This is a genomic window from Microbacterium luticocti DSM 19459 (genome assembly GCF_000422405.1).
GTDB classification, from domain to species: Bacteria; Actinomycetota; Actinomycetes; order Actinomycetales; family Microbacteriaceae; genus Microbacterium; species Microbacterium luticocti.
In genome coordinates this window covers 52820-76655 of sequence record NZ_KE383823.1, presented here as the reverse complement: position 1 = coordinate 76655, position 23836 = coordinate 52820, and the positions used below count along the sequence as shown (strand labels likewise).

Below are 23836 nucleotides of genomic sequence, written 5' to 3'. Positions count from 1 at the left end.
GGTCGGGTGTCGACGCTCACCGATCTCGTCTATGCGCAGGGCCTCTCCGACGAGGCCGATGTGGAATGGCTGCACCGCCTCGCCGGCGACGGGCAGCTGCTGGCCGACCTGGCCTTCGCCGACATCGTGATGTGGGTGCCGACCGCCGACGACTCGTTCACGGCGGTGGCGCACACCCGGCCCGGGGGAGCGGCGACCCTGTTCTACCGCGACATCGTCGGTGAGAAGGTGCGGCCGCAGTGGCGGGCACAGGTGCGCTCGGCGTACACCAGCGGGCAGATCGTCGACTCGGCCTCGCCGGACTGGTTCGAAGAGACCCCCACCCGGGTGCGGGCGGTGCCGATCGTGCGGGAGCGGCCGCGGGCCGGGCAGAAACCGCACGTGATCGGGGTGCTCACCCGTCACACCAACCTCGGCGAGACGCGCACCCCCTCGCGTCAGCAGATCACGTTCAACGACTGCGCCGACGACCTGTTCGGCATGATCGCCTCGGGCGACTTCCCCGACCTGTCGGCCCCGACCGGGCCGCGTCGCGGCGCCCCGCGTGCCTCGGACGGGCTGATCCGGCTCGACGTCGACGGCATGACCACGTTCGCCAGCCCCAACGCCCTGTCGGCGTTCAACCGGCTGGGCTTCGACGACGAGCTCGAAGGCGTGCCGCTGGTCGAGGTGGTCACCCAGATCCTGCCCGAGAAGCGCCAGTTCGACGAGTCGCTGCCGCTGGTCGTCACCGGTCGGGCGCCGTGGCGCACCGACATCGAGGCGCGGGGGGTTACCGTGTCGCTGCGCACCATCCCGCTGCGCGACCACGGCACCCGCATCGGGGCGGTGGTGCTGTGCCGCGACGTCACCGAGATGCGCCACCAGGAGCAGGAGCTCATCACCAAAGACGCGACCATCCGCGAGATCCACCACCGGGTGAAGAACAACCTGCAGACCGTTGCGGCGCTGCTGCGCATCCAGGCCCGGCGCACCCACTCCGAAGAGGCGCGCGAGGCGCTCACGCAGGCGATGCGCCGGGTGTCGGCGATCGCCGTCGTGCACGACACCCTGTCAGAGGGCCTGGCGCAGAACGTCGACTTCGACGACGTGTTCCAGCGGGTGCTCAAGCTCGTCGCCGAGGTGGCGGCCGGCGCGGGCACGAAGGCCAAGACGCACACCACCGGGCGGTTCGGCACGCTGCCCAGCGAGTACGCCACCCCGTTGGCACTGGCGCTGACCGAACTGGTCACCAACGCGGTCGAGCACGGGCTGGCCGGGCAGGAGGGCGACGTCGAGATCATCGCCGATCGCACCGACGACCGACTCGAGGTGCGCGTGCGCGACTCCGGCGTGGGCCTGCCCGAGGGGCAGGTCGGGCAGGGCCTGGGCACCCAGATCGTGCGCACCCTGATCCAGGGGGAGCTGGGCGGCTCGATCGACTGGCACACGCTGCAGGGTCAGGGCACCGAGGTGACCATCGACATCCCGCTGCGTTACCTCGACCTGAACCTCGGTTGAGACCACGGAGACCCTCCACCACGGGCGCGTCGGTGTGGGGGAGCGTGGCGGATGTCGGCCTGGACCGGGCGACCTGAGACGGCGCGTCGAACCGGCGCAAGCGACCGGGGATGGTGGCATCCACCCGGTGCATACCGGGTGAGGCCATGCCGTCGCCCGGTGCCGTCCGGGTACGGCGACGCCGTCGCCCGCGGGCGGGGTGGGGCTACCGGGTCAGCGGGCGCGGCGAACGCGGGCTGCGCGGCGCGTGCAGGCGCGGCGACCGGGTCAGCCTGCGGGCGCGGCGCACGGGTCAGGAGGCGCGGCGCACGGGTCAGGAGGCGCGGCGGGCGCGGGCCGCGCGGCGTTTGAGGGCGCGGCGCTCGTCTTCGGACAGGCCGCCCCAGACGCCCGAGTCTTGACCGGTCTCGAGCGCGTACTGCAGGCAGATCTCGGTGACGGTGCACCGGGCGCACACGGCCTTCGCCTTCTCGATCTGCTCGACCGCCGGTCCCGTGTTGCCCACGGGGAAGAACAGCTCGGGGTCGACGGTGAGGCAAGCGGCTTTGTCGCGCCAATCCATGTGGGGGTGCTCCTTGAGTGAGGGATGTCACGTCGTGTCGGATACGGTTTCCGGCGCGGATTCGGGTTCCGCTAGCCTGGAAGTTGTGCGAGCGACTGCTCGCCCCACGCCGCTGTGGGAGCACACAACGTTGACAATGCTTTCACAGCGCGGCAGTCGAATCAAGGGTTTTGTGTGATGACTTGCCCTGCGTGCGCTGGCAGTTCGCCCAGCGCCGGATCGCATCGACGGGCGGCATCGCCGCGGAGAGGACAGGACGGATGCGGTCGAACACCGCGGCACGCACCGGCGGGATCATCCTCGCGTGCGAGGCCGTCGGCATCCTGTGCCTGGCGGGCTGGCAGGTCGTGGCGATGCTCGCCGGCGACACCGAGTCGCTCACCAGCGCGCTCGCCCTGCTCGTGCTGACCGTGATCGGCGCGGTCGCGGTCGCCGCGTTCGCGGTGGGCACACTGCGCGGGGTGTCGTGGGCGCGAAGCGGCGGGATCGTCACCCAGCTGCTCATTCTCGCGGTCGCTCTGGGTGCGGTCACCGGCGCCTACGCGCATCCGCTGATCGGTCTGGCGATCGCCGCGGTCGGAGTCGCCGGACTCGTGCCGCTCGTGTTGGCCGTGCGCCGAGCAGGCCGTGACCGTGCCGGCACCGACCGGTCCTGATGTTCCGGCACCGACCGGCCGTGACGCGCCCGGCGCAGGCTCAGTCGATGCCGTCCGGCCGTGGCGCGCACCGGCGCAGGCATCGGTCGATTCCGCCGGACCTGCCGCACCCCGGCGCACACATCAGTCGATGCCGAGTTGACGGCGCAGCCGGCCGTGATGCGCCCGCCGCACGCATCAGTCGATGCCGCCCGGCCGTGACGCGCCCGGCGCAGGCTCAGTCGATGCCGAGTTGACGGCGCAGCCGGGCCACGTGTCCGGTCGCCTTCACGTTGTACTGGGCGAGCACGATGCGGCCGTCCTCGTCGATCACGAACGTCGAGCGCAGCACGCCTTCGATCGTCTTGCCGTAGTTCATCTTCTCGCCCCACGCGCCGTACGCGTCGTGCACGGCATGGTCGGGGTCGCTCAGCAGCGCGAAGGCCAGTCCGTCGCGCTCGCGGAACTCCCGCAGCTTCGCGGGGGTGTCGCGCGAGACGCCCAGCACCGTGTACCCGGCGGCCGACAGCGACGCGAGACTGTCACGGAAGTCGCACGCCTCGGTGGTGCAGCCCGGGGTCATCGCGGCCGGATAGAAGTAGAGCACGACCTTGCGGCCGCGCAGATCGTGCAGGCTGACGTCGGTGCCATCCTGGTCGGCGAGTGTGAAGTCGGGTGCGGGGTCACCGGGCTGCAGCTGGGTCATGGTCCCAGCCTACGGCCGGCGGGTCGCAGGACGTGCCGGTGGGTGGGCGCCCAGGCGGCGCCTTCTGCGACCTGCTCGGAGCTGGGTCTCAGAACACGCCGGTAGAAGGCGGGCGGCGCGGCGTGTTCTGCGACCGGGCGCGGGGACGGATGCCGCAGCGCGGGCGGGTGCGGACGTCGGGCGGGGCAGCGTGTTCTGCGACCGGGCAGGCGACGGATGCCGCAGCGCGGGCGGGTGCGGACGTCGGGCGGCCGGAGGCGGAGCTCGGCGCGTGGCGACGGATGCCGCAGCCGGGCGGCCCCGGACCTCAGCGCTCGGCGAAGGTGGCCAGCAGCCGCTGCAGCGAGTCCAGCCGGCCGCGCGCGGTCGGCCCGAGGCGACCGTCCTCGACGGCCTCCACGATCGCACAATCGGGCGCGTCGGGCAGGTGCGTGCACCCGCGCGGGCAGGTCTTGGCCACCTCGGCGAGGTCGGTGAACGCGTCGAGGATGTGCGCCGGATCGACGTGACCCAGCCCGAACGAGCGCACGCCGGGGGTGTCGATCACCCAGCCGTTGCCGTCGGCGCCGTGATAGCGCAGCGACACCGTCGAGCTCGAGGTGTGCCGGCCACGGCCGGTCACCTCGTTGACGTGCCCGGTCGCACGCTGGGCATCGGGCACCAGCGCGTTGACCAGCGTCGACTTGCCGACCCCGGAGTGCCCCACGAACACCGTCGCGTGCCCGACCAGGGCGGCGCCGATCTCGTCGACCGGCATGGCGCCGCGCGCGCTGGTGAACACCCGCAGGTCGATGCCCTCGAAGTGCCGCAGGAACGCGGTCGGGTCGGCCAAGTCGGTCTTGGTCACCACCAGCAGGGGGCGGATGCCGGCATCCAGAGCCGCGACCAGGTAGCGGTCGACCAACCGCTCGCGGGGCTCGGGGTCGGCGGCGGCCACCACGATCAGCATCTGGTCGGCGTTGGCGACGATCACCCGCTCCACCTGGTCGGTGTCGTCGGCGCTGCGCCGCAGCAGCGTGGTGCGCTCCTCGATGCCCACCAGCCGGGCGAGCGTCCCCTGCTCGCCCGACGTGTCGCCGACCAGCCGCGCCCGGTCGCCGGTGACGATCGGCTGCTTGCGCAGTTCCCGCGCGCGCACCGCCAGCGCGGTGTGCTCGGCGGGGCCGTCCTCGTCGACGAGCACCGTGTAGCGACCACGGTCCACGCCCAGCACCCGCCCGATCACCGCATCGGTGTGGGCGGGCCGCCGCTTGGTACGCGGCCGGTTGCCCTTCGGGTTCGGCCGCACGCGCACGTCGGCCTCATCGAACTCGGGTTCGTCGTCGTCGGTGTCGTCGAGCCAGCTCATCATGACCGTGCCGCTAGGCCGCGGCATCCCCCGACTCGTCACCGAGCATGCGCGCCCACAGCTGCGGGAACTGCGGCATCGTCTTGGCCGTGGTGCCGATGTCGTCGACCTCGACGCCGGGCACCGCCAGCCCGATCAGCGCTCCCGTGGTGGCCATGCGATGGTCGTGGTACGCCCGCCACAGGCCGCCGTGCAACGGGCGCGGCACGATGCGGATGCCGTCGTCGAGTTCGTCGGCCTCGCCGCCCAGCGCCCGCAGGTTCAACACCAGAGCGGCCAGCCGGTCGGTCTCGTGCCGGCGGATGTGGCCGATTCCGCGGAACGTGCTCACCCCGTCGGCCAGCGCCGCCAGCCCGACGAGGGTGGGGACGAGCTCTCCGGCGGCCGACAGGTCGAGGTCGACGCCGGTGAGGCGCTCGCCTGCGCTCACGTGCAGGGCGCCCCCGCGGCGGTGTGCACGGCCGCCGAACAGCGGCAGCAGTTCGGGCAGCAGCGCACCCGGCTGCGTGGAGTGCACCGGCCAGCCGGTGACCGAGACCCGGCCCGAGGCCACCATCGCGGCGGCCAGGAAGGGCGCGGCGTTGGACAGATCGGGTTCGACGGCGACGTCCTTGCCCCGGATGGGCCCGGCGGGCACCACCCATTCGGTGGGGCTCGGCCGTTCCACCACGACGCCGCGGCGACCGAGCGCTTCGATGGTCATGTCGATGTGCGGGATGCTGGGCAGCCGGTCGCCCTCGTGGATCAGATGCAGCCCCACGTCGAAGCGGGGGGCGGCCAGCAACAGCCCCGACACGAACTGGCTGGACGCGCCGGCGTCGATGGTGACCTCGCCGCCGCGGATATGGCCGTGCCCGCGCACCGTGAACGGCAGCGCCCACCGGCCGCCGTCGTCGATGTCGACGCCGAGCTCGCGCAGCGCACGGATCATCTCGCCCATGGGGCGGTGCAGCGCCGTGGCATGCGCGGCGAGGGTGACCTCGCCGTCGACCAGGCCCGCCAGCGGTGCGACGAACCGCATCACGGTGCCGGCCTGACCGCAGTCGATGTCGCCGCCCGGGGCGAACGGGGCCACCGGGGTGACCGCCAGGTCGTCGCCGAACGCGCCGTCGCCGGGCTCGGCGTCGATCTGCACACCCAGGGTGCCAAGCGCCGCGATCATGCGCACCGAGTCGTCGGAGTGCAACGGAGCGCGCAACCGGCTCGGCCCCTCGGCCAAGGCGGCGAGCACCAGTTCGCGGTTGGTGAGCGACTTCGATCCGGGCACGCTGACCACGGCGTCCAGCTCGCGCCGGGCGGTCGGAGCCGGCCAGGGGCGGGGCCCGGTCGCGGCCTGATCGGGGGAATACCGGTCGTCGGTCATCGGTTCCACCCTAACGAACCCGTGGGAGGAGCCGGATGATCGCCACCCTGACGCGCACAGACGCGTCCCTGCGCGCGCCCGTAGACTGGCGGGCGATGGACGACCAGTCTGAAGCCGCAGTCGGCACGCGCGCGCAGTTCGAAGAGCAGGCGCTCCCGTTCATGGACCAGCTGTACGCGGCGGCCATGCGGATGACCCGCAACCCGGCCGACGCCGCCGATCTGGTGCAAGAGACGTTCGTCAAGGCGTACGCGTCGTGGCACACCTTCCGGCAGGGCACGAACCTGAAGGCGTGGCTGTACCGCATCCTCACCAACACGTACATCAACACGTATCGCAAGAAGCAGCGCGAGCCGTATCAGAGCCCGATCGACGACCTCGAGGACTGGCAACTGGGCGGCGCCGAGTCGACCACGTCCACCTCGGCCCGGTCGGCCGAGGCCGAGGCCATCGACCACATGCCCGCATCGATCGTGAAGGATGCGCTGCAGTCGATCCCCGAGGACTTCCGGATGGCGGTGTACCTCGCCGACGTCGAGGGCTTCGCCTACCAGGAGATCGCCGACATCATGAAGACGCCGATCGGCACGGTCATGAGCCGTCTGCACCGGGGCAGGCGCATGCTGCGCGACCTGCTCGCCGATTACGCACAGGAGCGTGGGTACACCACCGCATCAGGGAGCACGAAATGACGGACTGCGGCTGCGAGAAAGCCAGGAAGGACCTCGAGGAATACCTGCGCCACGAGGTGTGCAAGACCGCCGAGGCCGACATCCGAGAGCATCTGGACAACTGCCCGGGATGCCGCGACGAGGCCCTCGTGTCGCGCACCCTCACCGAGGTGCTGGCGCGGTCGTGCAAGGAGGCCGCCCCGGAGGAGTTGCGCGAGCTCGTGCTGGCGAAGCTGCGTGACGCGCACACCGTCTCGGCCTGAGCCCGACCGTCTCGGCCTGAGCCACCGTCTCGGCCTGGCGCCGGTCACGACGCCGTGAACACGCGCAACGCGCCGGGAACGGCATCCACCCGCACCGGCAGCGGGCCGACGGGGTCGCCGTCGGCGTACGTGGTCACGTCGGGTGCGTCCAGCCGGATGCCGCGCACCCGATGGGTCGCCACCTCGGGCAGCGCCGTGTGCTCGCCGCGGTACAGCTTCGGCAGCAGGCGCAGCAGGTGCGCACGGCCCGCCGGGTGCACGACGGTCACGTCGAGCAGCCCGTCGGCGATGTCGGCGGACGGGCAGATCGGGATGCCACCGCCGTAGCTGCGCCCGTTGCCCACCGCGACGAGCACCAGATCCTGTCGCAGCCGCATCGTGGTGCCGTCGGGCAGGTCGAGCTCGAGCGTGAACGGCACCGCGCGCAGGGTGACGAACTCGCGCAGCAGCGCGATCGTGTACCGCGACGACCCGCGCGGCCACCGCATCCGGTTCGCCCGATCGTTCACCCGCGAGTCGAACCCGCTGGCCAGCACCGTGCCGAACAGGGTCGTGCCGCCGTCGGCGCGCACCACCCGCGCCAGATCGACGGTGCGGGTGCGCCCGGCGACCACGGCGTCGGCGGCGGCGTGCACGTCCAGCTCGTGCAGGCCGACCGAGGCGGCGAAGTCGTTGCCGGTGCCCACCGGCACGATCCCCAGCGGCACGGCGGTGCCCGCCAGCTCGGTCAGCGCCAGCGCGACGGTGCCGTCCCCGCCGGCCACGAGCACCGCGTCGACCCCGGCATCCAGTGCGATCCGCAGCAGCTGCGTCGACTCGGCGGCCGACCCGCCCGAGACGATCGAGACGGTGATCCCGTGCGCGCGCAACCGCTCCGCGGCGCGCCCGGCTGCGTCGGTGGCGGTGCCGGCGCGCGCGGCCGGATTCACCAGCAGCGCGACCCTCATCCGGCCTCATCCGCCGCGATGAGCACGCCCGGGTTCATGATCCCGTGCGGGTCGAGCGTGTGCTTGACCGAGCGCAGCACCGCGACCCCGAGCGGCCCGATCTCGTCGGCGAGGAATGGGCGGTGGTCGCGGCCCACCGCGTGATGGTGGGTGATCGTGGCGCCGGATGCCACGACCGCGCGGGACGCGGCATCCTTCGCCCGCGCCCACTGGGCGAGTGGGTCGGCGTCGGCGGCGGCCGCGACCGTGACGTACAACGACGCGCCGGCCGGGTACACGTGCGAGATGTGGCACATCACCACCGGTGAGCGCAATTGTGAGCGCAGGGCCGTGGTGACGGCGTCCTTGAGGGCGGGAAGGTCCGCCCAGGTGGTGGCGGTCTCAAGGGTCTCGGCCAGCACGCCGACATCCAGCAGCGCGTCGCGCAGGCCCGGGGACGAGAAGCGGCCGCGCTCCCACGACCGGGCGGGCTCGTCGCCGCGGTCGCGGCCGCCGTGCGCCGCGCACACCGCGGCGGTGCGCTCTCGCGCCTGTGCGGCCTGCGCGGCGGTCTCGGCCTCGAACGTGGCGACGGCCAGACATCCGCGCAGCCGGGTGAGGTGGCCGCCCAGCGCCGCGTTCACGCGCGTCTCGGTGGCATCCGAGAGCCGGATGACGGTGGGACGGATGCCACGCTGCACCAGCTCGCGCAGGGCCGCGGCGCCCGACTCGAAGTCGGGGAACGTCCACGCCCCGTAGCCGGTGGCCGCCGGGCGGCGACGCACCCGTACGGTCAGCTCGGTGATGACGCCGAACGCCCCCTCGGAGCCGAGGATCAGCTCGCGCAGGTCGGGCCCGGCAGCGCTGCGCGGCGCGCGGCCGAGGTCGAGGTCGCCGACCGGGGTGGCCACGCGCAGCCGGTGCACGAGGTCGTCGAAACGGCCGTAGCCGCTCGAGGCCTGACCGCTGGAACGGGTGGCGGCGAAGCCGCCGAGCGAGGCGAACTCGAAGCTCTGCGGAAAGTGCCCGAGCGTCAGTGAGTGCGCGGCGAGCAGCTCTTCGGCCTGGGGGCCGGTGGTGCCCGCGCCGAAGGTGGCCAGCAACGAGGTCTCATCGAGCGCGATCAGCGCCTGGGTGCGCGACAGGTCGAGCGCGAGCACCGGACGCACCCGGGCGGTCGTGGCATCCGTCCCGCCGCACGGGGTGACGCCGCCGACCACGCTCGTGCCGCCGCCGAAGGGCACCACGGCGATGCCGCGGTCATCGCACACCCGCAGCAGGGCGGCGACCTCGGCGTGTGTGCGCGGCAGGGCGACGGCGTCGGGGGCGGGATCGGTCACGCCCAGCCGGCGGCGCAGCAGGTCGGGGGTGCTCTTGCCGCCCAGGTGGCGGCGCCGTACCTCGTCGTCGCAGGTCACCTCGGCGGTCTCGCGCAGCGCGGCGAGGTCGTCGTCGCTCAGTCTGACCGGCGGCAACACCGGGGGAGCCGGCCGGGGGAGCGGATGCGGGCGCCCCCGCAGCAGCGCGGCGGCGATCGCCTTCGCGCCGGGCGGCAGGGTCGTCGGGTGCGAGCCGTCGCCCCACACATCCCAGCGCAGCGGGGCGCGCGGGGCCGGCACGGCCAGCGGCCGGGGCTGGTCGGGCGCGGGCGCGGGTCGGGCGGGTGCGGTCGCAGGCACGGCGCCTGCGGTGTGCGCGGGCGCAGACTGGTCGGGCGCCGTGTGCGGCGGCTCGGGTCGGGCGGGTGCGGTGTGCGCGGGCTCGGGTGCGGCCGGCGTCGTCGCCTCCTCCGAAGACATGGCGACAGTATGACATGAAACGTATATTTGTCACATGGTCGACGCCGCCACGGCGATCCTCGACGCCGCGCTGCACGAGGTGCAGGCGCACGGGATCCGCCGCACCACCGCCTCCGACATCGCCCGACGCGCCGGTGTGGCGCGTCAGACGCTGTACCGGCACTGGCCCGACGTGCAGACGCTGCTGGCCGCACTGGTCACCCGCGAACTCGTCGCCGTGCTGCCGCCGCCGGTGCCGCCCGGCGACCTCGACGCGCTGGTGGACATCCTGGTCGACACCGCCGAGCGCATCCGCCGCATGCCGCTGCTCGCACGTCTGCGCGACAGCGACCCGGAACTGCTCGCCCGCTATGTGCTGCAGCGGCTCGGCACGAGCCAGCACCTCATCCACGACGAACTCGCCGCCCGCATCGCCGCTGCTCAGGCGGCGGGCGTGGCGCGGGCGGGGGATGCCGCGGCCCTCGCCGCGATGACGCTGTTGATCGCGCAGTCCGCCGTGCTGTCGGCGCCGCTGGTGACCGAATGGCTCGACGAGGAGGGCTGGCGCCGTGAACTGGCTGCGGCGCTGCGCGGACACCTCGACGCCGGGGGCCGACGATGAGGGTGCTCGGTCGGACGCCGCACCCGACCGCGCTGAACGCCGCGCGCCGCCGCCGCGAGCTGGCCGCGCTCGGCGACGACCCCACCGTCGACGTCCTTGTCATCGGCGGTGGCATCACCGGTGCGGGCATCGCGCTGGACGCGGCATCCCGTGGCCTGCGCACGGTGCTCGTCGAACGGCACGACCTGGCGTTCGGTACCAGCAGGTTCAGTTCCAAGCTCGTGCACGGCGGCCTGCGCTACCTCGCGGCCGGGCAGTTCGGCATCGCGTACGAGAGCGCCGCGGAGCGCCATCTGTTGATGGCCCGCATCGCGCCGCACCTGACCGGGTCCCTCGCACAGGTGCTGCCGCTGCACGACGACGGGTATATGTCGCGCGGAGCATATATCGGTCTCGGTTACGTCCTCGGTGATGGCCTGCGTCGGGCCGTCGGCACGCCCGGCGCCGTGCTGCCGGCGCCGGGGCCGGTGAGTGCCGACGAGGTGCGCCGGCTCGCGCCGGGCGTGCGCACGTCCGGACTGCACGGCGGCGTGCGCGGGTGGGATGGCAGGCTCGTCGACGATGCCCGGTTGGTCGTGGCGGTCGCCCGCACCGCCGCCGGCTACGGTGCGCGGGTGCTGACCCGCGTCGAGGCGGTCGCGGCGACCGGTGACGGTGCCGTGCTGCGCGATGTGCTCACCGGCGAACGCCTGGCGGTGCGCGCCCGCGCGGTGCTGAGTGCGACCGGCGTGTGGGCCGGTGGCCTCGATGCTTCGGTGCGGCTGCAACCCAGCCGCGGCACGCATCTGGTGGTGGATGCTGCGCGCCTGGGCGCCGGTGACGTGTCACTGACCGCACTGGTGCCGGGCTCGTCGAGCCGTTTCGTGTTCACGGTGCCGGCCCCGCACGGGCGTGCCTACATCGGGTTGACCGACGTGCCGGTGTCCGGGCCCGTTCCCGAGGTGGCCCGGGCGACGGATGCCGAGATCGACATGCTGCTGCAGGTGATCGGCACCGTGCTGGATAGGCCGCTTCACCGCGGAGACGTTCTCGGTACGTTCGCCGGTCTGCGGCCGTTGCTGGCGGGGGATGCCGACGAGCCCAGCGACCTTTCACGGCGGCACGCGATCATCCCCTCGTCGACCGGGGTGTTGTCGGTGGTCGGTGGCAAGCTCACCACTTACCGGCGCATGGCGCAGGACGGTGTGGACGCCGCCCTGCGTCACGCGGGTCTGCCTGCGCTCGCCTGCCGCACGCACGAGGTGCCGCTGGTCGGTGCCTGGCCCCGCGCGCGGCTCGGCGAGATCGCCGCGCCGGCGCGGCTCGTGCACAGGTACGGCGCGGAGGCGCCCTACCTCTCGCGGTTCGGAGGCGGTCCGGATGCCGCCTGCGGTGTCACCGCGGCGGAGCTTGCGTGGGGCGTCGCCGTCGAGGGGGCGTTGACCCTCGACGACCTGCTCGATCGGCGCACCCGGCTCGGACTGGTCGCAGCCGATCGCGACCGGTCCGGGCCGGCTGCGGCATCCGCCTTCGGACGCGCCGGCGTCGACCCGGTCGGAGATGCCGTCGCCGCCGAGTGAGTTCGGCGCCACAGCCTCGGACACGGTCGTCGGGCACGGCCGTCGGGCACGACCGTCGGGCACGGGCACGTCTGAGAACCTGCGACATCCCGACGCCGGCGTGTTCTGAGACGGCTGTCGGCCCCTCACATGTGCGAGGGGCCGACAGTGCAGGTCAGAACGTGGTGGCCTGGTGCAGGATCTCGGCGGCCTCGGCGGCGTGCACCTTCGGCGACCCGGTCGACGGCGACGCCGACGCCGCGCGCGAGATGCGGCGCACCGGCCGGTCCAGATGCGCGGCCACCTCGAGGGCGATGAACGGCCACGCGCCCTGGTTCTCGGGCTCTTCTTGCACCCACACCAGTTCCGCCTCGGGGTACTGGGCGAGCACCTCGCGCAGTCGCTGGATCGGGGCCGGGTAGTACTGCTCCATGCGCACCAGTGCGATCTGCGGGTTCGGGTTCTTGTCGAGCTCGGCGCGCAGATCCCAGTGGATCTTGCCGGAGTGCAGCAGCACCCGCTTCACGCCGGGCTTGTCGATGCCGCGGTCATCGTCGAGCACCGGCTCGAACCGGCCGGTGAGGAAGTCGTCGACCGGACTGGTCGCGCCGCGCAGCCGCAGCATCGACTTCGGCGTGAACACCACCAGCGGCCGGCGCGGACGCGCGTACGCGTGCCGGCGCAGCAGGTGGAAGTAGGACGCCGGGGTCGACGGGCGCGCGACGGTCATGTTGTTCTGCGCGCACAGCTGCAGGTAGCGTTCGATGCGCGCCGACGAGTGGTCGGGGCCCTGACCCTCGTACCCGTGCGGCAGCAGCAGCACCACGCTCGACTGCTGCCCCCACTTCTGCTCGGCCGACGAGATGAACTCGTCGACGACCGACTGGGCGCCGTTGCCGAAGTCGCCGAACTGCGCCTCCCACAGCACCAGCGCGTCGGGGCGCTCCACCGAGTAGCCGTACTCATAGGCCATCGCGGCGTATTCGCTGAGCAGCGAGTTGTACACCCAGAACCGGCCCTGGTTCGCCGACAGGTTGGTCAGCGGGATCCACTCCTGACCGTTCTGGCGGTCGTGCAGCACGGCGTGGCGTTGACCGAAGGTGCCGCGCTGTGAGTCCTGACCGGCCAGACGCACGGCGGTGCCCTCCAGCAGCAGCGTCCCGAACGCGAGCAGTTCGCCGAACGCCCAGTCGATGTCGCCGCTCCGGCTCATCTCGCGCCGCTTCTGCAGCAGCTTGTCGAGCTTCGGATGCACGGTGAAACCGTCCGGCTTGTTCACGAACGCGTCGCCGATCGTCTCGATCGACTCGCGCGGCACGCCGGTGGTGTCGGGCTCGCCTGCGTATGCGGTCGCGGCCGTGCCGGTGGCATCCGCCGTCACCACCGGGGACGTGCCGGTCTCGGCGGCATGCGTCTCGGCGAAGGCAATCTCGAGGCGGTTCTGGAAATCCTTCTTGACGGTCTCGTACTCGTCCTCGGTGATGTCGCCGCGGCCGACCAGCGACTCGGTGTACAGCCGGCGCACCGAACGCTTGGCCTCGATGAGGTTCGTCATCAGCGGCTGCGTCATCGACGGGTCGTCGCCCTCGTTGTGTCCGCGACGGCGGTAGCAGACCAGGTCGATCACGATGTCGCGGTGGAACTCCTGGCGGTAGCGGAACGCCACCTCGGCCACGTGCACCACGGCCTCGGGGTCGTCACCGTTCACGTGCAGGATCGGCGCCTGGATCGTCTTGGCCACGTCGGTGGCGTACACCGACGTGAAGCCGTCGTTGGGCAGGGTCGTGAATCCGACCTGGTTGTTGACCACCACGTGGATGGTGCCGCCGGTGCGGAAGCCGCGCAGCTGCGACATCTGCAGCGTCTCGACCACGACACCCTGGCCGGCGAACGCGGCGTCGCCGTGCACGAGGATCGGCAGGTAGGTGAACGAGCCCATGGGCTTGCGGTCCTGCTTGGCGCGCACGATGCCCTCGAGCACGCCGTCGACGGTCTCAAGGTGCGACGGGTTCGCGGCCAGATGGATGGGCAGCTGCTGGCCGTTGTCGGCGACGAACGCACCGTCCATGCCCAGGTGGTATTTCACATCGCCCGAGCCGGACTTGTTGCCGACGGCGACCGACCCTTCGAACTCGCGGAACACCTGACCGTAGGTCTTGCCGGAGATGTTGGTGAGCACGTTCAGCCGGCCGCGGTGCGCCATGCCGATGGCGGCGCCGTCCAGGCCGGCCGTCGCCGCGCCCTGCAGGATCTGGTCCAGCAGCGGGATGAGCGACTCACCGCCCTCGAGGCTGAACCGCTTCTGTCCGACGTACTTGGTCTGCAGGAAGGTCTCGAACGCCTCGGCCTCGTTGAGCTTGCTGAGGATGCGCAGCTGCTCGTCGTGGCTGGGCTTCTGGTACTTGACCTCCATGTTGTCCTGGAACCACTTGCGTTGGACCGGGTCCTGGATGTGCATGTACTCGATGCCGATGGTGCGGCAGTACGAGTCGCGCAGCACGCCGAGGATGTCACGCAGCTTCATCTGGCGCTTGCCGCCGAAGCCGCCGGTGACGAACTCGCGGTCCAGGTCCCAGAAGGTCAGGCCGTGGCTTTCGATCTCGAGGTCGGGGTGGGTGCGCTGCACGTATTCCAGCGGATCGGTGTCGGCCATCAGGTGGCCGCGCACCCGGAACGAGTTGATCAGCTCCTGCACCCGTGCGGTCTTGTCGACCCGCTCGGCCACGTCGACCTTGATGTCCTGCGCCCAGCGGATCGGAGCGTAGGGGATGCGCAGCGCGGCGAAGATGTCGTCGTAGAAGCCGCGCTCACCGATCAGCAGCTCGTGCACCTTCTTGAGGAACTCGCCCGACCCGGCACCCTGGATGACACGGTGGTCGTACGTGCTGGTGAGCGTGATCGTCTTGCCGATACCGAGCTCGTTGAGCGTCTTCTCGCTCGAACCCTGGAACTCGGCCGGGTACTCCAGGGCGCCCGCGCCGATGATGCAGCCCTGGCCGGACATCAGCCGCGGCACCGAGTGCACGGTGCCGATGCCGCCCGGGTTGGTCAGCGAGATCGTCGTGCCCGCGAAGTCGGTGGCGGTCAGCTTGTTCGCCCGCGCCCGCTTGACCAGGTCTTCGTACGAGGCCAGGTACTCGCCGAAGGTGAGCGTCTCGGCGCGCTTGATGCTCGGCACCAGCAGCGCACGGGTGCCGTCCGGCTTGGGCACGTCGATGGCGATGCCGAGGTTGATGTGCGCCGGCGCGACGACCGACGGCTTGCCGTCGACCTCGGCGTAGTACACGTTCTGGCTCGGGAAGTCCTTCAGCACCTTGATGAGCGCCCACCCGATGATGTGGGTGAAGCTGACCTTGCCGCCGCGGGTGCGGGCCATGTGGTTGTTGATCACGATCCGGTTGTCGATCATGAGCTTGGCCGGGATCGTGCGCACGCTCGTCGCGGTCGGCACCGTGAGCGAGCGGTCCATGTTCGCGGCGAGGGTCTTGGTCATGCCGCGCAGCGGCGTGACGACATCCTCGTCGCCGTCGTCGGCCCCGTCGTCACCGGTCGAGGGCCGCACCTTGGGCGCCTGCGCCGGGATCGGCTGCGGCGCCGCCGGCTTGGCGGTGGTGCGCGCCACCGGCTGCTGCCCGATCACCGGCACCGGTGCGGTCACCGGGTTCGCGTCGGCGGAGGGGGTGGTCACCGGGGCGACCGTGGTGGCCGTGTCACCGGAGGCCGCGGTGCCGCTCGAGGCGACGCCGGTGTCGACCGGGTGATAGTCCTCCAGAATCGGCCACCATGACTTGTCGACGGAGTTCCTGTCCTTCGTGAACTGCTCGTAGAGTTCGTCCACGAGCCACTCATTGGCCCCGAACTCTCCCTCGCTCGAAGTCCCGACGCCGCTGGTCTGGCTCGACACGTTCGTTCGCCTGCTTTCCTCGCTGAGATCTGGAGTTGTACGGGGCTGTCACAGCCCGTGCACACGACTGTCAAGCGTAGCCCAGACACCTGGACGACCGCTCGGGGCGCGACCGTGTATACCGGGCACGATTCGGCATCACTTTCGTGCCCGGAAGGAATGGCTAGCCTTGACGCCATGGAGTTCTACGGCGAGCAGCCCGCGGTCGATCTGACCTACTCGGATGTGTTCCTGGTGCCGCGCAGATCCGACGTGTCCAGCCGCCTGGACGTCGACCTCGCCCCGGGCGACGGTACGGCGGCGACGATCCCGCTGGTCTCGGCCAACATGAACTCGGTGACCGGAGCCCGCCTGGCCGCCACGCTCGCCCGCCGTGGCGGGCTCGGGGTGCTGCCGCAGGACATGCCCTTGCAGGAACTGGATGCGGCGATCCGGTGGGTGAAGGCGCAGCCGGTGCCGTGGGACACGCCGATCGTGCTGCCGGCGCACGCGACGGTCGCCGATGCGGCGCGACTGCTGCCACCGCTGGAGGGCTACGGCATCGTGGTGGCCGACCGTCCCGTCGAAGGAATGTCGATCGACGACGTGCGCGGCGTGGTGCCGGCCAGCCGGCTGGGCACCGCACTGCCCGACGCACGCCTGGGCGACCTGGTGCACGCGCGGCCGACCGCGATCGACGCCGAGGACGTGGCCGACGCACGGCACGCGTTCGACCTGATCGTCGACAGTGGCGCCGAGACGGTGTGCGTGCTCGCGCACGGCGCGCTGATCGGCACCCTGTCGCGGCGCAGCGCGCTGCGGGCGACGCTGTACACGCCGGCGGTCGACGCCGACGGCCGGCTGATCGTGGCGGCCGCGGTCGGCATCAACGGCGACACCCAGGCCAAGGCGAAGGCGCTGATCGCGGCCGGGGTGGACGTGCTCGTGGTCGACACCGCGCACGGCCATCAGGACGGGATGCTGCATGCGCTGCAGGACGTGGCCGCGGTGGCCGGTGGCATCCCGATCGCCGCAGGCAACGTCGTCACCGCCGAGGGCGTGCACGACCTCGTCGCCGCGGGCGCCTCGATCGTCAAGGTCGGGGTGGGGCCGGGCGCGATGTGCACGACCCGGATGATGACCGCGGTCGGCCGGCCGCAGTTCTCGGCGGTGCTCGAGAGCGCGCAGGCGGCGCGGCTGATGGGCGCGCACGTGTGGGCCGACGGCGGGGTGCGCTACCCGCGCGACGTGGCGCTGGCGCTGGCCGCCGGTGCGTCGTCGGTGATGATCGGTTCGTGGTTCGCGGGCACCGTCGAGGCGCCCGGTGAACTGCAGACGGATGCCTCGGGCCGCGCGTACAAGGAATCGTGGGGCATGGCCTCGACCAAGGCGGTGCGCGCCCGTTTCGGGCGCCTGGACGTCTACGAGCGGGCGCGCAAGGAACTGTTCGCCGAGGGGATCTCGTCGTCGCGGATCTACCTGGACCCGCTGCGACCGGGCGTCGAGGACCTCGTCGACATGATCACCTCGGGGGTGCGGTCGTCGTTCACCTACGCCGGCGCGCGCACGCTCGCCGAGTTCCAGGACCGGGCACGGGTGGGCCTGCAGTCCGCCGCCGGGTACGAGGAGGGCAAGGCGCTGCCGGTCAGCTGGTAGCGCCCGGCGTGCCGCCTACGCGACCGCGCGGAGCCCGAGTCACGCGACTGCGCCTGTTCGCAGCATCCGCGCCATCGATCGACGGCGCGCTCGCCGATATGTGGCGCAGTGGTGTGAACGGGATGCCGCACGGGGCCCTGCCGTAAACTTGTCGGCACGATGGACGACCCGCCGAGTTGCAGACGCCCGCCCCACGACCCCGCATCCTTGCACGGGGGTGACGCGTGATGGACTACGTCATGCTGGGCGTGGGGCTCTTGCTCACGGTGGGCACCGGCCTGTTCGTGGCCAGCGAGTTCGCGCTGGTCAACCTCGACCGCGCCGACCTCGAGGCCCGGCAGGAGCGCGGTGAGACGCGGCTGCGCCTCACGATCGCGGCGCTGCGCAAGACGTCCACGCACCTGTCGAGCGCGCAGCTGGGCATCACGCTCACGACGCTGCTGACCGGGTACACGATGGAGCCGGCGATCTCGAACCTGCTGCGCCCGCTGTTCGATGCGTGGGGCATGCCGGATGCCGCATCCCGGCCGGTCGCGGCGGTCATCGGTGTGGCGATCGCCACGATCCTGTCGATGATCCTCGGCGAGCTCGTGCCGAAGAACTTCGCCCTCGCCCTGCCGCGGCGCACGGCCAAGCTGGTGCTGCCGTTCCAGGTGGCGTTCACCGCGGTGTTCCGTCCCGCGGTCGCCGTGCTCAACGGCTCGGCCAACGGTGTGCTGCGTGCGATGGGCATCGAGCCCAAAGAAGAGCTGTCGGGTGCCCGCACCGCGTCGGAGCTGTCGAGCCTGGTGCGCCGCTCGGCCAGCGCCGGAGTGCTCGAGCAGGACACCGCCACCCTGCTCGACCGCAGCCTCACCTTCTCGCGCCTGACCGCCGCCGACGTGATGACCCCCCGGCCCAGCATGCACGCGGTGGCCGCCGACGACAGTGCGGATGACGTCATCCAACTCGCCCGCCGCACCGGGCACAGCCGCTTTCCCGTCTACGACGACTCGATGGACGACATCGTCGGCATCGTGCACCTGAAGGCGGCCGTCAGCGTGCCGCGCGAGCGCCGCGCCGACGTGCCGGCGGCCGCACTGGCGTCCGAGCCGCTGCGGGTGCCCGAGGCGGTGCACCTGGACGGGCTGCTCGCCGAGCTGCGCTCACGTGGCTACCAGCTGGCGATCGTCGTCGACGAGTACGGCGGCACCGCCGGCATCGTGACCCTGGAAGACCTCGTCGAAGAGATCGTCGGCGAGGTGCTCGACGAGCACGACCGGCGCCGTGCCGAACTGGTGCGCGGCGGTGAGACGGTCACGTTCCCCGCCGACTGGCGCCCCGACGAACTGCGCGACCGGGCCGGGGTGCGCGTGCCCGAGGGCGACGCGTACGACACCGTCGGCGGCTACATCATGAGCGTGCTCGAGCGCATTCCGCAGGTCGGCGACGAGGTGCACATCGAGGACGGCACGCTCGCCGTCACCCGCATGGACGGCCGCCGCATCGACCGGGTCACTTTCACGCCGGTGCCGCATCCGGTTCAGCCCGAGGACGGGGGCCGGCGATGAGCGACTGGGCCGGGATCGTCTGGCTGGTCATCCTGCTGGCGTGCAACGCGTTCTTCGTGGCCGCCGAGTTCGCCGTCGTCTCGGCGCGCCGCTCGCAGATCGAGCCGCTCGCCGAGCAGGGCTCGCGCGCGGCCAAGACCGCCCTGTTCGCGATGGAACACGCCACGCTCATGCTCGCGACCACGCAGCTGGGCATCACGATCTGCTCGCTGCTGATCCTGAACGTGTCCGAGCCTGCGATCCACCATCTGCTCGCGGTGCCGCTGGGGCTGACCGGCGCCGGTGAGGCGGTGGTGGATGTCACCGCCTTCGTGATCACCCTGCTGCTCGTGTCGTACCTGCACGTCGTGTTCGGCGAGATGGTGCCGAAGAACCTCGCCTTCTCGATCCCCGACCGGGCCGTGCTCATGCTGGCGGCGCCGCTGGTGTGGATCTCGAAGCTGTTCCACCCGGTCGTGGTCGCGCTGAACTGGATCGCCAACCACATCGTGCGCCTGTTCGGGGTCGAGCCGAAGGACGAGGCATCCTCGACCTTCACCCTCGACGAGGTCGCGACCATCGTGAACCGGTCGCGCATCGAGGGCGTGCTCGACGACAGCTCGGGCACCGTCGCCGCCGTGGTCGAGTTCACCGACAAGAAGGCCGCCGACATCGCCGTGCCGCTGCACGAGCTGGTGACGCTGCCGCGCACCACGACACCGGCCCAGATCGAGCGTGCGGTCGCCCAGCACGGGTTCTCGCGGTACGTGATCGTCGACGAGGCCGGTCGGCCCACCGGATACGTGCACCTGAAGGACGTGCTGCGGGCGGCCGAAGACCCGGACGCGCCCGCCGATGTCGCCCGACCGATCCCGGCAAAGCGCATCCACCACATGGTTCCGGTGCTGGCCACGACCGACCTCGAGGACGCCCTGGCCCTCATGCGCCGCGCCGGCCGCCACCTCGCCCAGGTGCGCGACGCGGACGGGCACATCACCGGGGTGCTGTTCCTCGAGGATGTCATCGAGGAGTTGATCGGCGAGGTGCAGGATGCCACCCGCCGCGGTCACCGCGGAAACGGGCGCTGACCCGGGTCGAGGCCGCCGCCGCGCGAGCGGGTGCTGACCTGGGTGAGGCCGGTGCCGCGCGAGCGGGCGCTTACCTGGGTGAGGCCGGTGCCGCGGGATCGGGCACGGCTGCGCCTCGCGCCGCCGCCGTCACCGCGATCGTCGTCGATGCGGCTCAGCGCCGCGGGCGCGCCCGCAGGTACTGGGCGGGCCAGTAATCGATGTCGACGCCGAGCTCGCCCGCCGCGCGCAGCGCGAAGTGCGGGTCGCGCAGCCACTCGCGCCCAGCCATGATCGCGTCGGCGTTGCCCGCGGCGAGGATCTGCTCCGCCTGAGCGGCGTCGTCGATCATCCCCACGGCGCTCACCGCGACGCCCGCCTCACGCCGCACGCGGGCGGCGTAGCCGACCTGGTACCCGGGCCCCACCGTGATGCGCTGGTGTGCGACGAGCCCGCCGCTGGAGATGTCGAACATGTCGGCGCCGTGCTGGGCGGCCATACGCGCGACGTGCACGGTGTCGGCGACATCCCATCCGTCGTCGGCGGCGTCGGTCGCCGAGAGACGGACCAGCACCGCGGCGTCGGGCGCCGCCGCGCGCACCGCGTCGACGACGCGCAGCAGCAGCCGCGCGCGATTCTCGAGCGACCCGCCGTACTCGTCGTGGCGCCGGTTGCTGAGCGGCGAGAGGAACTGGTGCAGCAGGTAGCCGTGCGCACCGTGCACCTCGAGGACGGCGAAACCGGCCGCGACGGCCCGCTGTGCTGCGGCACCGAACGCCGCCACGATCTCGTCGATCCCGTCGGCATCGAGCGCGCGCGGTGTCGCGAACCCGTCGTACGCGATCGCCGACGGTGCGACCGTCGGCCACCCGCCGTCGGCGATCGGCACCGACCCTGACCGCGGGTCGAAGGGGCGCCAGGTCGACGCCTTCCGTCCGGCGTGGGCGAGCTGGATGCCCGGGACCGCGCCGCGAGCGCGGATCGCGGCGGCGATGGGCGCCCATGCGTCGCGGTGCGCGTCGCTGTAGATCCCGGTGTCCTCAGGTGAGATGCGACCCTCCGGGAGCACGGCCGTCGCCTCGGCCATGACCAGACCCGCACCGCCGCTCGCGAACTGCGCGAGGTGCACGTGGTGCCACTCCTGCGGCATCCCGTCGACCGCGCTGTACTGGCACATCGGCGACACCCAGAGCCGGTTGCGGAACACGATGTCGCGGATCTGCAGGGGCGAGAAGAGGATGCTCATTCGGGTGCTCCGGGTGGCGGGACGCCGCGAGGTAGGGTGGCGCCATGGTCGACGCGCACGATGCTCGCGAATGGTCGATGGGTGATGCGGCGGCGTACCTGCGCGCGCCGGTCGCCGATGATGACAAGTATTCCCGAGGTGTCGTGGGCGTGCGCACCGGGTCTGACACCTACCCGGGGGCCGCGGTGCTCGGAGTCGAAGCGGCATGCCGTGCGGGCGCGGGAATGGTGCGATATCTGGGCCCGCGACGGGCGAGCGAGTTCGTGCTCCACCGCCGGCCCGAGGTCGTGACGGCGCACGGACGCGTGCAGGCGTGGGTGACGGGCTCGGGGATGGATGTCGCAGCCAGGCCCGCTCCCGTGACGGCGGTGCTGCGCCACATCGCTGCGGGCGCGCTGCCCGTCGTGATCGACGCGGGGGCTCTCGACCTCGCTCCCGATGCGTCGGCGCCGGTCGTGGTGACGCCGCATGCGAGCGAGCACGCCGCGCTGCGGCGACGTATCGGCCTCGACGATGCGACGCCGAAGAGCGACGACGCGCGGGCGGCGCAGGCGGCCGAGACCGCCGCGGCGATCGGGGTCGCGGTGCTGCTGAAGGGCGCCGTCACGATCGTGGCGACACCCTCCGGCTGGACGACGCGGGTCTCGTCCGGAACCGCCTGGCTCGCCACCGCCGGCACGGGCGACGTGCTCGCCGGAGCGTTGGGAGCACTGGTCGCCGCGGCCCAGGCGCGTCGGGAGGCGGACGGCGGGACGCTGGATGCCGAGGCTCTCGGCCCGCTCGCCGCGACGGCGGCCTGGGTGCACGGCCGCGCGGGCGCGATCGCGGCCGAGCGCAACGGCGGCGGACGAGGGACCGGCCCGATCACTGCGCTCGACGTCGCCGACGCGCTGCCCGCGGCGATCGCGGCAGTGCTCGCCACGCCGGAGTGATGGCGGCTGCCGCCTCGTCCCCCGATGCGGCGGCAGGATGAGGCACGCCCTCACCGCGATTGAAACGGGCTCGGCGCGCCGCCGGCGGCGACATCCTTCGTGGCGAGCCGCCGCATGCCCGAGGCATCCCACAGTCTGCGCTGAAGGCACCACTCTAGACTTGCGGGATGTCGAGGCGGGCGATTCTGTGGGTGGCGTTCGCCCTCGTGCACGTCGGGGTCGCCACGCTCGGTTTCGTGCTGCCGAATCAGCCGATGGGCGACGTCTACCTCGTGTACGAGCCCTGGTCGAACAGGGCCCTCGACGGCGCCGGCATCGTCGGCATCACCGAGGGGTGGGTGTACCCGCAGCTCGCGCTCGTGCCGATGGTGCTCGCACACGGGCTGTCCTGGATCGGCGGCTACACGATCGGCTGGGTGCTGCTCGTCACGCTGTGCGACGCGCTCGCGTTCGGCCTGCTGGTCGGGCGGGCGCGCTCCCGCGGCCGTTGCGTGGCCGCGTGGTTCTGGCTCGCGTCGATCGCGCTGCTCGGGCCGATCGCGCTGTACCGCATCGACGCGATCACGGTGCCGCTGGCGATCGCCGGATGCCTGTGGCTGGTGGGTCGGCCGTGGCTCGGCTCGATCCTGCTCGCCGTCGCGACCTGGATCAAGGTGTGGCCGGCGGCGCTGCTGGCCGCCGCCGTGATCGCCGTGCGCCGTCGGCTCGCCGTCGTCGGCGGAGCCATCGTGGTGTCGACGCTGACGCTGGGCGCGGTGGCGGCGGCGGGCGGGCTGCGGTACGCGTTCGGTTTCATCGGCGACCAGACCGGCCGCGGGCTGCAGCTGGAGGCGCCGATCAGCACGCTGTACCTGTGGCGCGCCGTCGCCCGGATCGACGGCTCGTTCATCTACTACGACCCCGACATGCTGACGTTCCAGGTCACCGGACCGAACGTCGACGTGGTCGTCGCGCTGATGACGCCGCTGCTCGTGCTGGCGGTGGGGGCCGTTGCCGTTCTCGGTGCGATGAAGGCGCGGCGGGGCGCATCCTTCGCCGTGCTGTTCCCGCCGCTCGCGCTCGCCCTGGTCACCGGGTTCATCGCGTTCAACAAGGTCGGGTCGCCGCAGTATCTCACCTGGATCGTGGTGCCGCTGGTGACAGGCCTCGTGCTCGACCGGCGGCGTTGGCGGTCGCCCGCCGCACTGGCGCTGCTGATCGCGGCGCTTACCCAGCTGGTGTATCCGCTCACCTACAGCGGACTGCTCGCCGCGCAGCCGCTGCCGGCGGCCCTGCTCACCGCGCGAAATCTGCTCGTGGTGGTGCTGTTCGTCTGGGCGGTGGTGCGCCTGGCGCGCGTGCCGGTGCGGTCCGCGTCGGGTGTCGCGGCGGCGAGGGATGCCTCGCTCCGCGCGGCGCGGTCGCGTCCCGCCTCGCGGTCGGTGCGGTAGGTGCGAGAGCGTCTGGGCTCGTGACCGGCGCGGTCGCGTCGAGCCTCGTGACCGGCGCCGCGGCGTCGAGCGTCGTGACTGGCGCGGTGGCGTCGGGCCTCGTGACCGGTGCGGTGGCGTCGGGCCTCGCGCCCGGCAGGGTCGCGTCGAGCCTCGCGCCCGGCACGGTCGCGCGGTAGCG

At 72.1% G+C, this 23836-nt stretch carries 20 protein-coding genes; 12 read left to right on the top strand and 8 right to left on the bottom strand.

Annotation, left to right across the window (positions count from 1 at the left end; translation table 11 throughout):
• The first annotated feature begins 6 nt into the window (after positions 1–6).
• On the top strand, positions 7–1500 hold the full coding sequence (locus H577_RS0113055; RefSeq protein WP_029146320.1) for a sensor histidine kinase: 1494 nt from the start codon (positions 7–9) through the stop codon (positions 1498–1500).
• 313 nt (positions 1501–1813) lie between these two features.
• On the opposite strand, the gene H577_RS0113050 is transcribed toward H577_RS0113055, so the two are convergent.
• Positions 1814–2062 (bottom strand): WhiB family transcriptional regulator, encoded by a 249-nt coding sequence (locus H577_RS0113050; protein WP_029146319.1) that lies wholly within the window; start codon positions 2060–2062, stop codon positions 1814–1816.
• A gap of 260 nt (positions 2063–2322) precedes the next feature.
• On the opposite strand from H577_RS0113050, the gene H577_RS0113045 reads away from it, so the two are divergent.
• Positions 2323–2718: a hypothetical protein gene (locus H577_RS0113045; RefSeq protein ID WP_029146318.1), complete on the top strand. Its 396-nt coding sequence runs from the start codon at positions 2323–2325 to the stop codon at positions 2716–2718.
• A 217-nt stretch (positions 2719–2935) separates the two neighbouring features.
• Here H577_RS0113045 and bcp read toward each other — a convergent pair whose 3' ends face one another.
• From bcp to aroA, 3 genes are all read right to left on the bottom strand, one after another.
• Entirely contained in the window at positions 2936–3403 is a 468-nt protein-coding gene (gene bcp / locus H577_RS0113040; protein WP_029146317.1) for a thioredoxin-dependent thiol peroxidase, read from the bottom strand.
• 307 nt (positions 3404–3710) lie between these two features.
• On the bottom strand, positions 3711–4751 hold the full coding sequence (gene rsgA, locus H577_RS0113035; RefSeq protein WP_029146316.1) for a ribosome small subunit-dependent GTPase A: 1041 nt from the start codon (positions 4749–4751) through the stop codon (positions 3711–3713).
• A gap of 13 nt (positions 4752–4764) precedes the next feature.
• Positions 4765–6114, bottom strand: coding sequence for a 3-phosphoshikimate 1-carboxyvinyltransferase (gene aroA / locus H577_RS0113030; protein ID WP_029146315.1), 1350 nt, complete (start codon positions 6112–6114; stop codon positions 4765–4767).
• Between the two features lie 35 nt (positions 6115–6149).
• On the opposite strand from aroA, the gene H577_RS0113025 reads away from it, so the two are divergent.
• Together H577_RS0113025 and H577_RS0113020 are read left to right on the top strand one after the other, a co-directional pair.
• On the top strand, positions 6150–6806 hold the full coding sequence (locus H577_RS0113025) for a sigma-70 family RNA polymerase sigma factor (RefSeq protein ID WP_029146314.1): 657 nt from the start codon (positions 6150–6152) through the stop codon (positions 6804–6806).
• The gene (locus H577_RS0113020; RefSeq protein WP_029146313.1) at positions 6803–7048 is read left to right on the top strand and encodes a zf-HC2 domain-containing protein; all 246 of its coding nucleotides are present in this window, start codon (positions 6803–6805) and stop codon (positions 7046–7048) included. The genes H577_RS0113025 and H577_RS0113020 overlap by 4 nt, the downstream gene beginning before the upstream one ends.
• Before the next feature lie 44 nt (positions 7049–7092).
• Here the strand turns inward: H577_RS0113020 and H577_RS0113015 are convergent, their stop codons facing one another.
• Positions 7093–7995: a diacylglycerol kinase gene (locus H577_RS0113015; RefSeq protein ID WP_029146312.1), complete on the bottom strand. Its 903-nt coding sequence runs from the start codon at positions 7993–7995 to the stop codon at positions 7093–7095.
• Entirely contained in the window at positions 7992–9773 is a 1782-nt protein-coding gene (locus H577_RS0113010; RefSeq protein ID WP_084516241.1) for an FAD-binding oxidoreductase, read from the bottom strand. The genes H577_RS0113015 and H577_RS0113010 overlap by 4 nt, the downstream gene beginning before the upstream one ends.
• Before the next feature lie 34 nt (positions 9774–9807).
• On the opposite strand from H577_RS0113010, the gene H577_RS0113005 reads away from it, so the two are divergent.
• Entirely contained in the window at positions 9808–10374 is a 567-nt protein-coding gene (locus H577_RS0113005; protein WP_036285142.1) for a TetR/AcrR family transcriptional regulator, read from the top strand.
• Complete coding sequence (locus tag H577_RS0113000; protein ID WP_029146309.1) at positions 10371–11933, top strand: glycerol-3-phosphate dehydrogenase/oxidase; 1563 nt, start codon at positions 10371–10373, stop codon at positions 11931–11933. The genes H577_RS0113005 and H577_RS0113000 overlap by 4 nt, the downstream gene beginning before the upstream one ends.
• A 154-nt stretch (positions 11934–12087) precedes the next feature.
• On the opposite strand, the gene H577_RS0112995 is transcribed toward H577_RS0113000, so the two are convergent.
• Complete coding sequence (locus tag H577_RS0112995; protein ID WP_029146308.1) at positions 12088–15816, bottom strand: multifunctional oxoglutarate decarboxylase/oxoglutarate dehydrogenase thiamine pyrophosphate-binding subunit/dihydrolipoyllysine-residue succinyltransferase subunit; 3729 nt, start codon at positions 15814–15816, stop codon at positions 12088–12090.
• Positions 15817–15993: 177 nt separating this feature from the next.
• Here H577_RS0112995 and guaB1 point away from each other — a divergent pair, with 177 nt between their 5' ends.
• The 3 genes from guaB1 to H577_RS0112980 all read left to right on the top strand — a co-directional run bounded on the left by guaB1 (position 15994) and on the right by H577_RS0112980 (position 20068).
• Positions 15994–17451, top strand: a complete 1458-nt coding sequence (guaB1, locus tag H577_RS0112990; RefSeq protein WP_029146307.1) for a GMP reductase — start codon at positions 15994–15996, stop codon at positions 17449–17451.
• 227 nt (positions 17452–17678) lie between these two features.
• On the top strand, positions 17679–19001 hold the full coding sequence (locus H577_RS0112985; RefSeq protein ID WP_029146306.1) for a hemolysin family protein: 1323 nt from the start codon (positions 17679–17681) through the stop codon (positions 18999–19001).
• Positions 18998–20068, top strand: a complete 1071-nt coding sequence (locus H577_RS0112980; protein WP_029146305.1) for a hemolysin family protein — start codon at positions 18998–19000, stop codon at positions 20066–20068. Before H577_RS0112985 ends, H577_RS0112980 begins: the two co-directional genes overlap by 4 nt.
• A 154-nt stretch (positions 20069–20222) precedes the next feature.
• On the opposite strand, the gene H577_RS0112975 is transcribed toward H577_RS0112980, so the two are convergent.
• Positions 20223–21293, bottom strand: a complete 1071-nt coding sequence (locus tag H577_RS0112975) for an NADH:flavin oxidoreductase/NADH oxidase (RefSeq protein WP_029146304.1) — start codon at positions 21291–21293, stop codon at positions 20223–20225.
• Positions 21294–21337: 44 nt separating this feature from the next.
• Here H577_RS0112975 and H577_RS0112970 point away from each other — a divergent pair, with 44 nt between their 5' ends.
• The 3 genes from H577_RS0112970 (at position 21338) to H577_RS17740 (ending at position 23834) form a co-directional block, all read left to right on the top strand.
• Positions 21338–22225 (top strand): ADP-dependent NAD(P)H-hydrate dehydratase, encoded by an 888-nt coding sequence (locus H577_RS0112970; RefSeq protein ID WP_051192025.1) that lies wholly within the window; start codon positions 21338–21340, stop codon positions 22223–22225.
• 167 nt (positions 22226–22392) lie between these two features.
• The gene (locus H577_RS0112965) at positions 22393–23655 is read left to right on the top strand and encodes a glycosyltransferase 87 family protein (RefSeq protein ID WP_029146302.1); all 1263 of its coding nucleotides are present in this window, start codon (positions 22393–22395) and stop codon (positions 23653–23655) included.
• Positions 23656–23675: 20 nt separating this feature from the next.
• Complete coding sequence (locus H577_RS17740; RefSeq protein WP_156876658.1) at positions 23676–23834, top strand: hypothetical protein; 159 nt, start codon at positions 23676–23678, stop codon at positions 23832–23834.
• The last annotated feature ends 2 nt before the right edge of the window (positions 23835–23836 follow it).

Bases quoted from the DNA above. Each gene is read 5' to 3' on its own strand.
- H577_RS0113050 (WP_029146319.1), bottom strand. From the start codon at position 2,062: ATGGATTGGCGCGACAAAGCCGCTTGCCTCACCGTCGACCCCGAGCTG.
- H577_RS0113045 (WP_029146318.1), top strand. From the start codon at position 2,323: ATGCGGTCGAACACCGCGGCACGCACCGGCGGGATCATCCTCGCGTGC.
- bcp (WP_029146317.1), bottom strand. From the start codon at position 3,403: ATGACCCAGCTGCAGCCCGGTGACCCCGCACCCGACTTCACACTCGCC.
- rsgA (WP_029146316.1), bottom strand. From the start codon at position 4,751: ATGAGCTGGCTCGACGACACCGACGACGACGAACCCGAGTTCGATGAG.
- aroA (WP_029146315.1), bottom strand. From the start codon at position 6,114: ATGACCGACGACCGGTATTCCCCCGATCAGGCCGCGACCGGGCCCCGC.
- H577_RS0113025 (WP_029146314.1), top strand. From the start codon at position 6,150: ATGATCGCCACCCTGACGCGCACAGACGCGTCCCTGCGCGCGCCCGTA.
- H577_RS0113020 (WP_029146313.1), top strand. From the start codon at position 6,803: ATGACGGACTGCGGCTGCGAGAAAGCCAGGAAGGACCTCGAGGAATAC.
- H577_RS0113015 (WP_029146312.1), bottom strand. From the start codon at position 7,995: ATGAGGGTCGCGCTGCTGGTGAATCCGGCCGCGCGCGCCGGCACCGCC.
- H577_RS0113010 (WP_084516241.1), bottom strand. From the start codon at position 9,773: ATGTCTTCGGAGGAGGCGACGACGCCGGCCGCACCCGAGCCCGCGCAC.
- H577_RS0113005 (WP_036285142.1), top strand. From the start codon at position 9,808: ATGGTCGACGCCGCCACGGCGATCCTCGACGCCGCGCTGCACGAGGTG.
- H577_RS0113000 (WP_029146309.1), top strand. From the start codon at position 10,371: ATGAGGGTGCTCGGTCGGACGCCGCACCCGACCGCGCTGAACGCCGCG.
- guaB1 (WP_029146307.1), top strand. From the start codon at position 15,994: ATGGAGTTCTACGGCGAGCAGCCCGCGGTCGATCTGACCTACTCGGAT.
- H577_RS0112985 (WP_029146306.1), top strand. From the start codon at position 17,679: ATGGACTACGTCATGCTGGGCGTGGGGCTCTTGCTCACGGTGGGCACC.
- H577_RS0112980 (WP_029146305.1), top strand. From the start codon at position 18,998: ATGAGCGACTGGGCCGGGATCGTCTGGCTGGTCATCCTGCTGGCGTGC.
- H577_RS0112975 (WP_029146304.1), bottom strand. From the start codon at position 21,293: ATGAGCATCCTCTTCTCGCCCCTGCAGATCCGCGACATCGTGTTCCGC.
- H577_RS0112970 (WP_051192025.1), top strand. From the start codon at position 21,338: ATGGTCGACGCGCACGATGCTCGCGAATGGTCGATGGGTGATGCGGCG.
- H577_RS0112965 (WP_029146302.1), top strand. From the start codon at position 22,393: ATGTCGAGGCGGGCGATTCTGTGGGTGGCGTTCGCCCTCGTGCACGTC.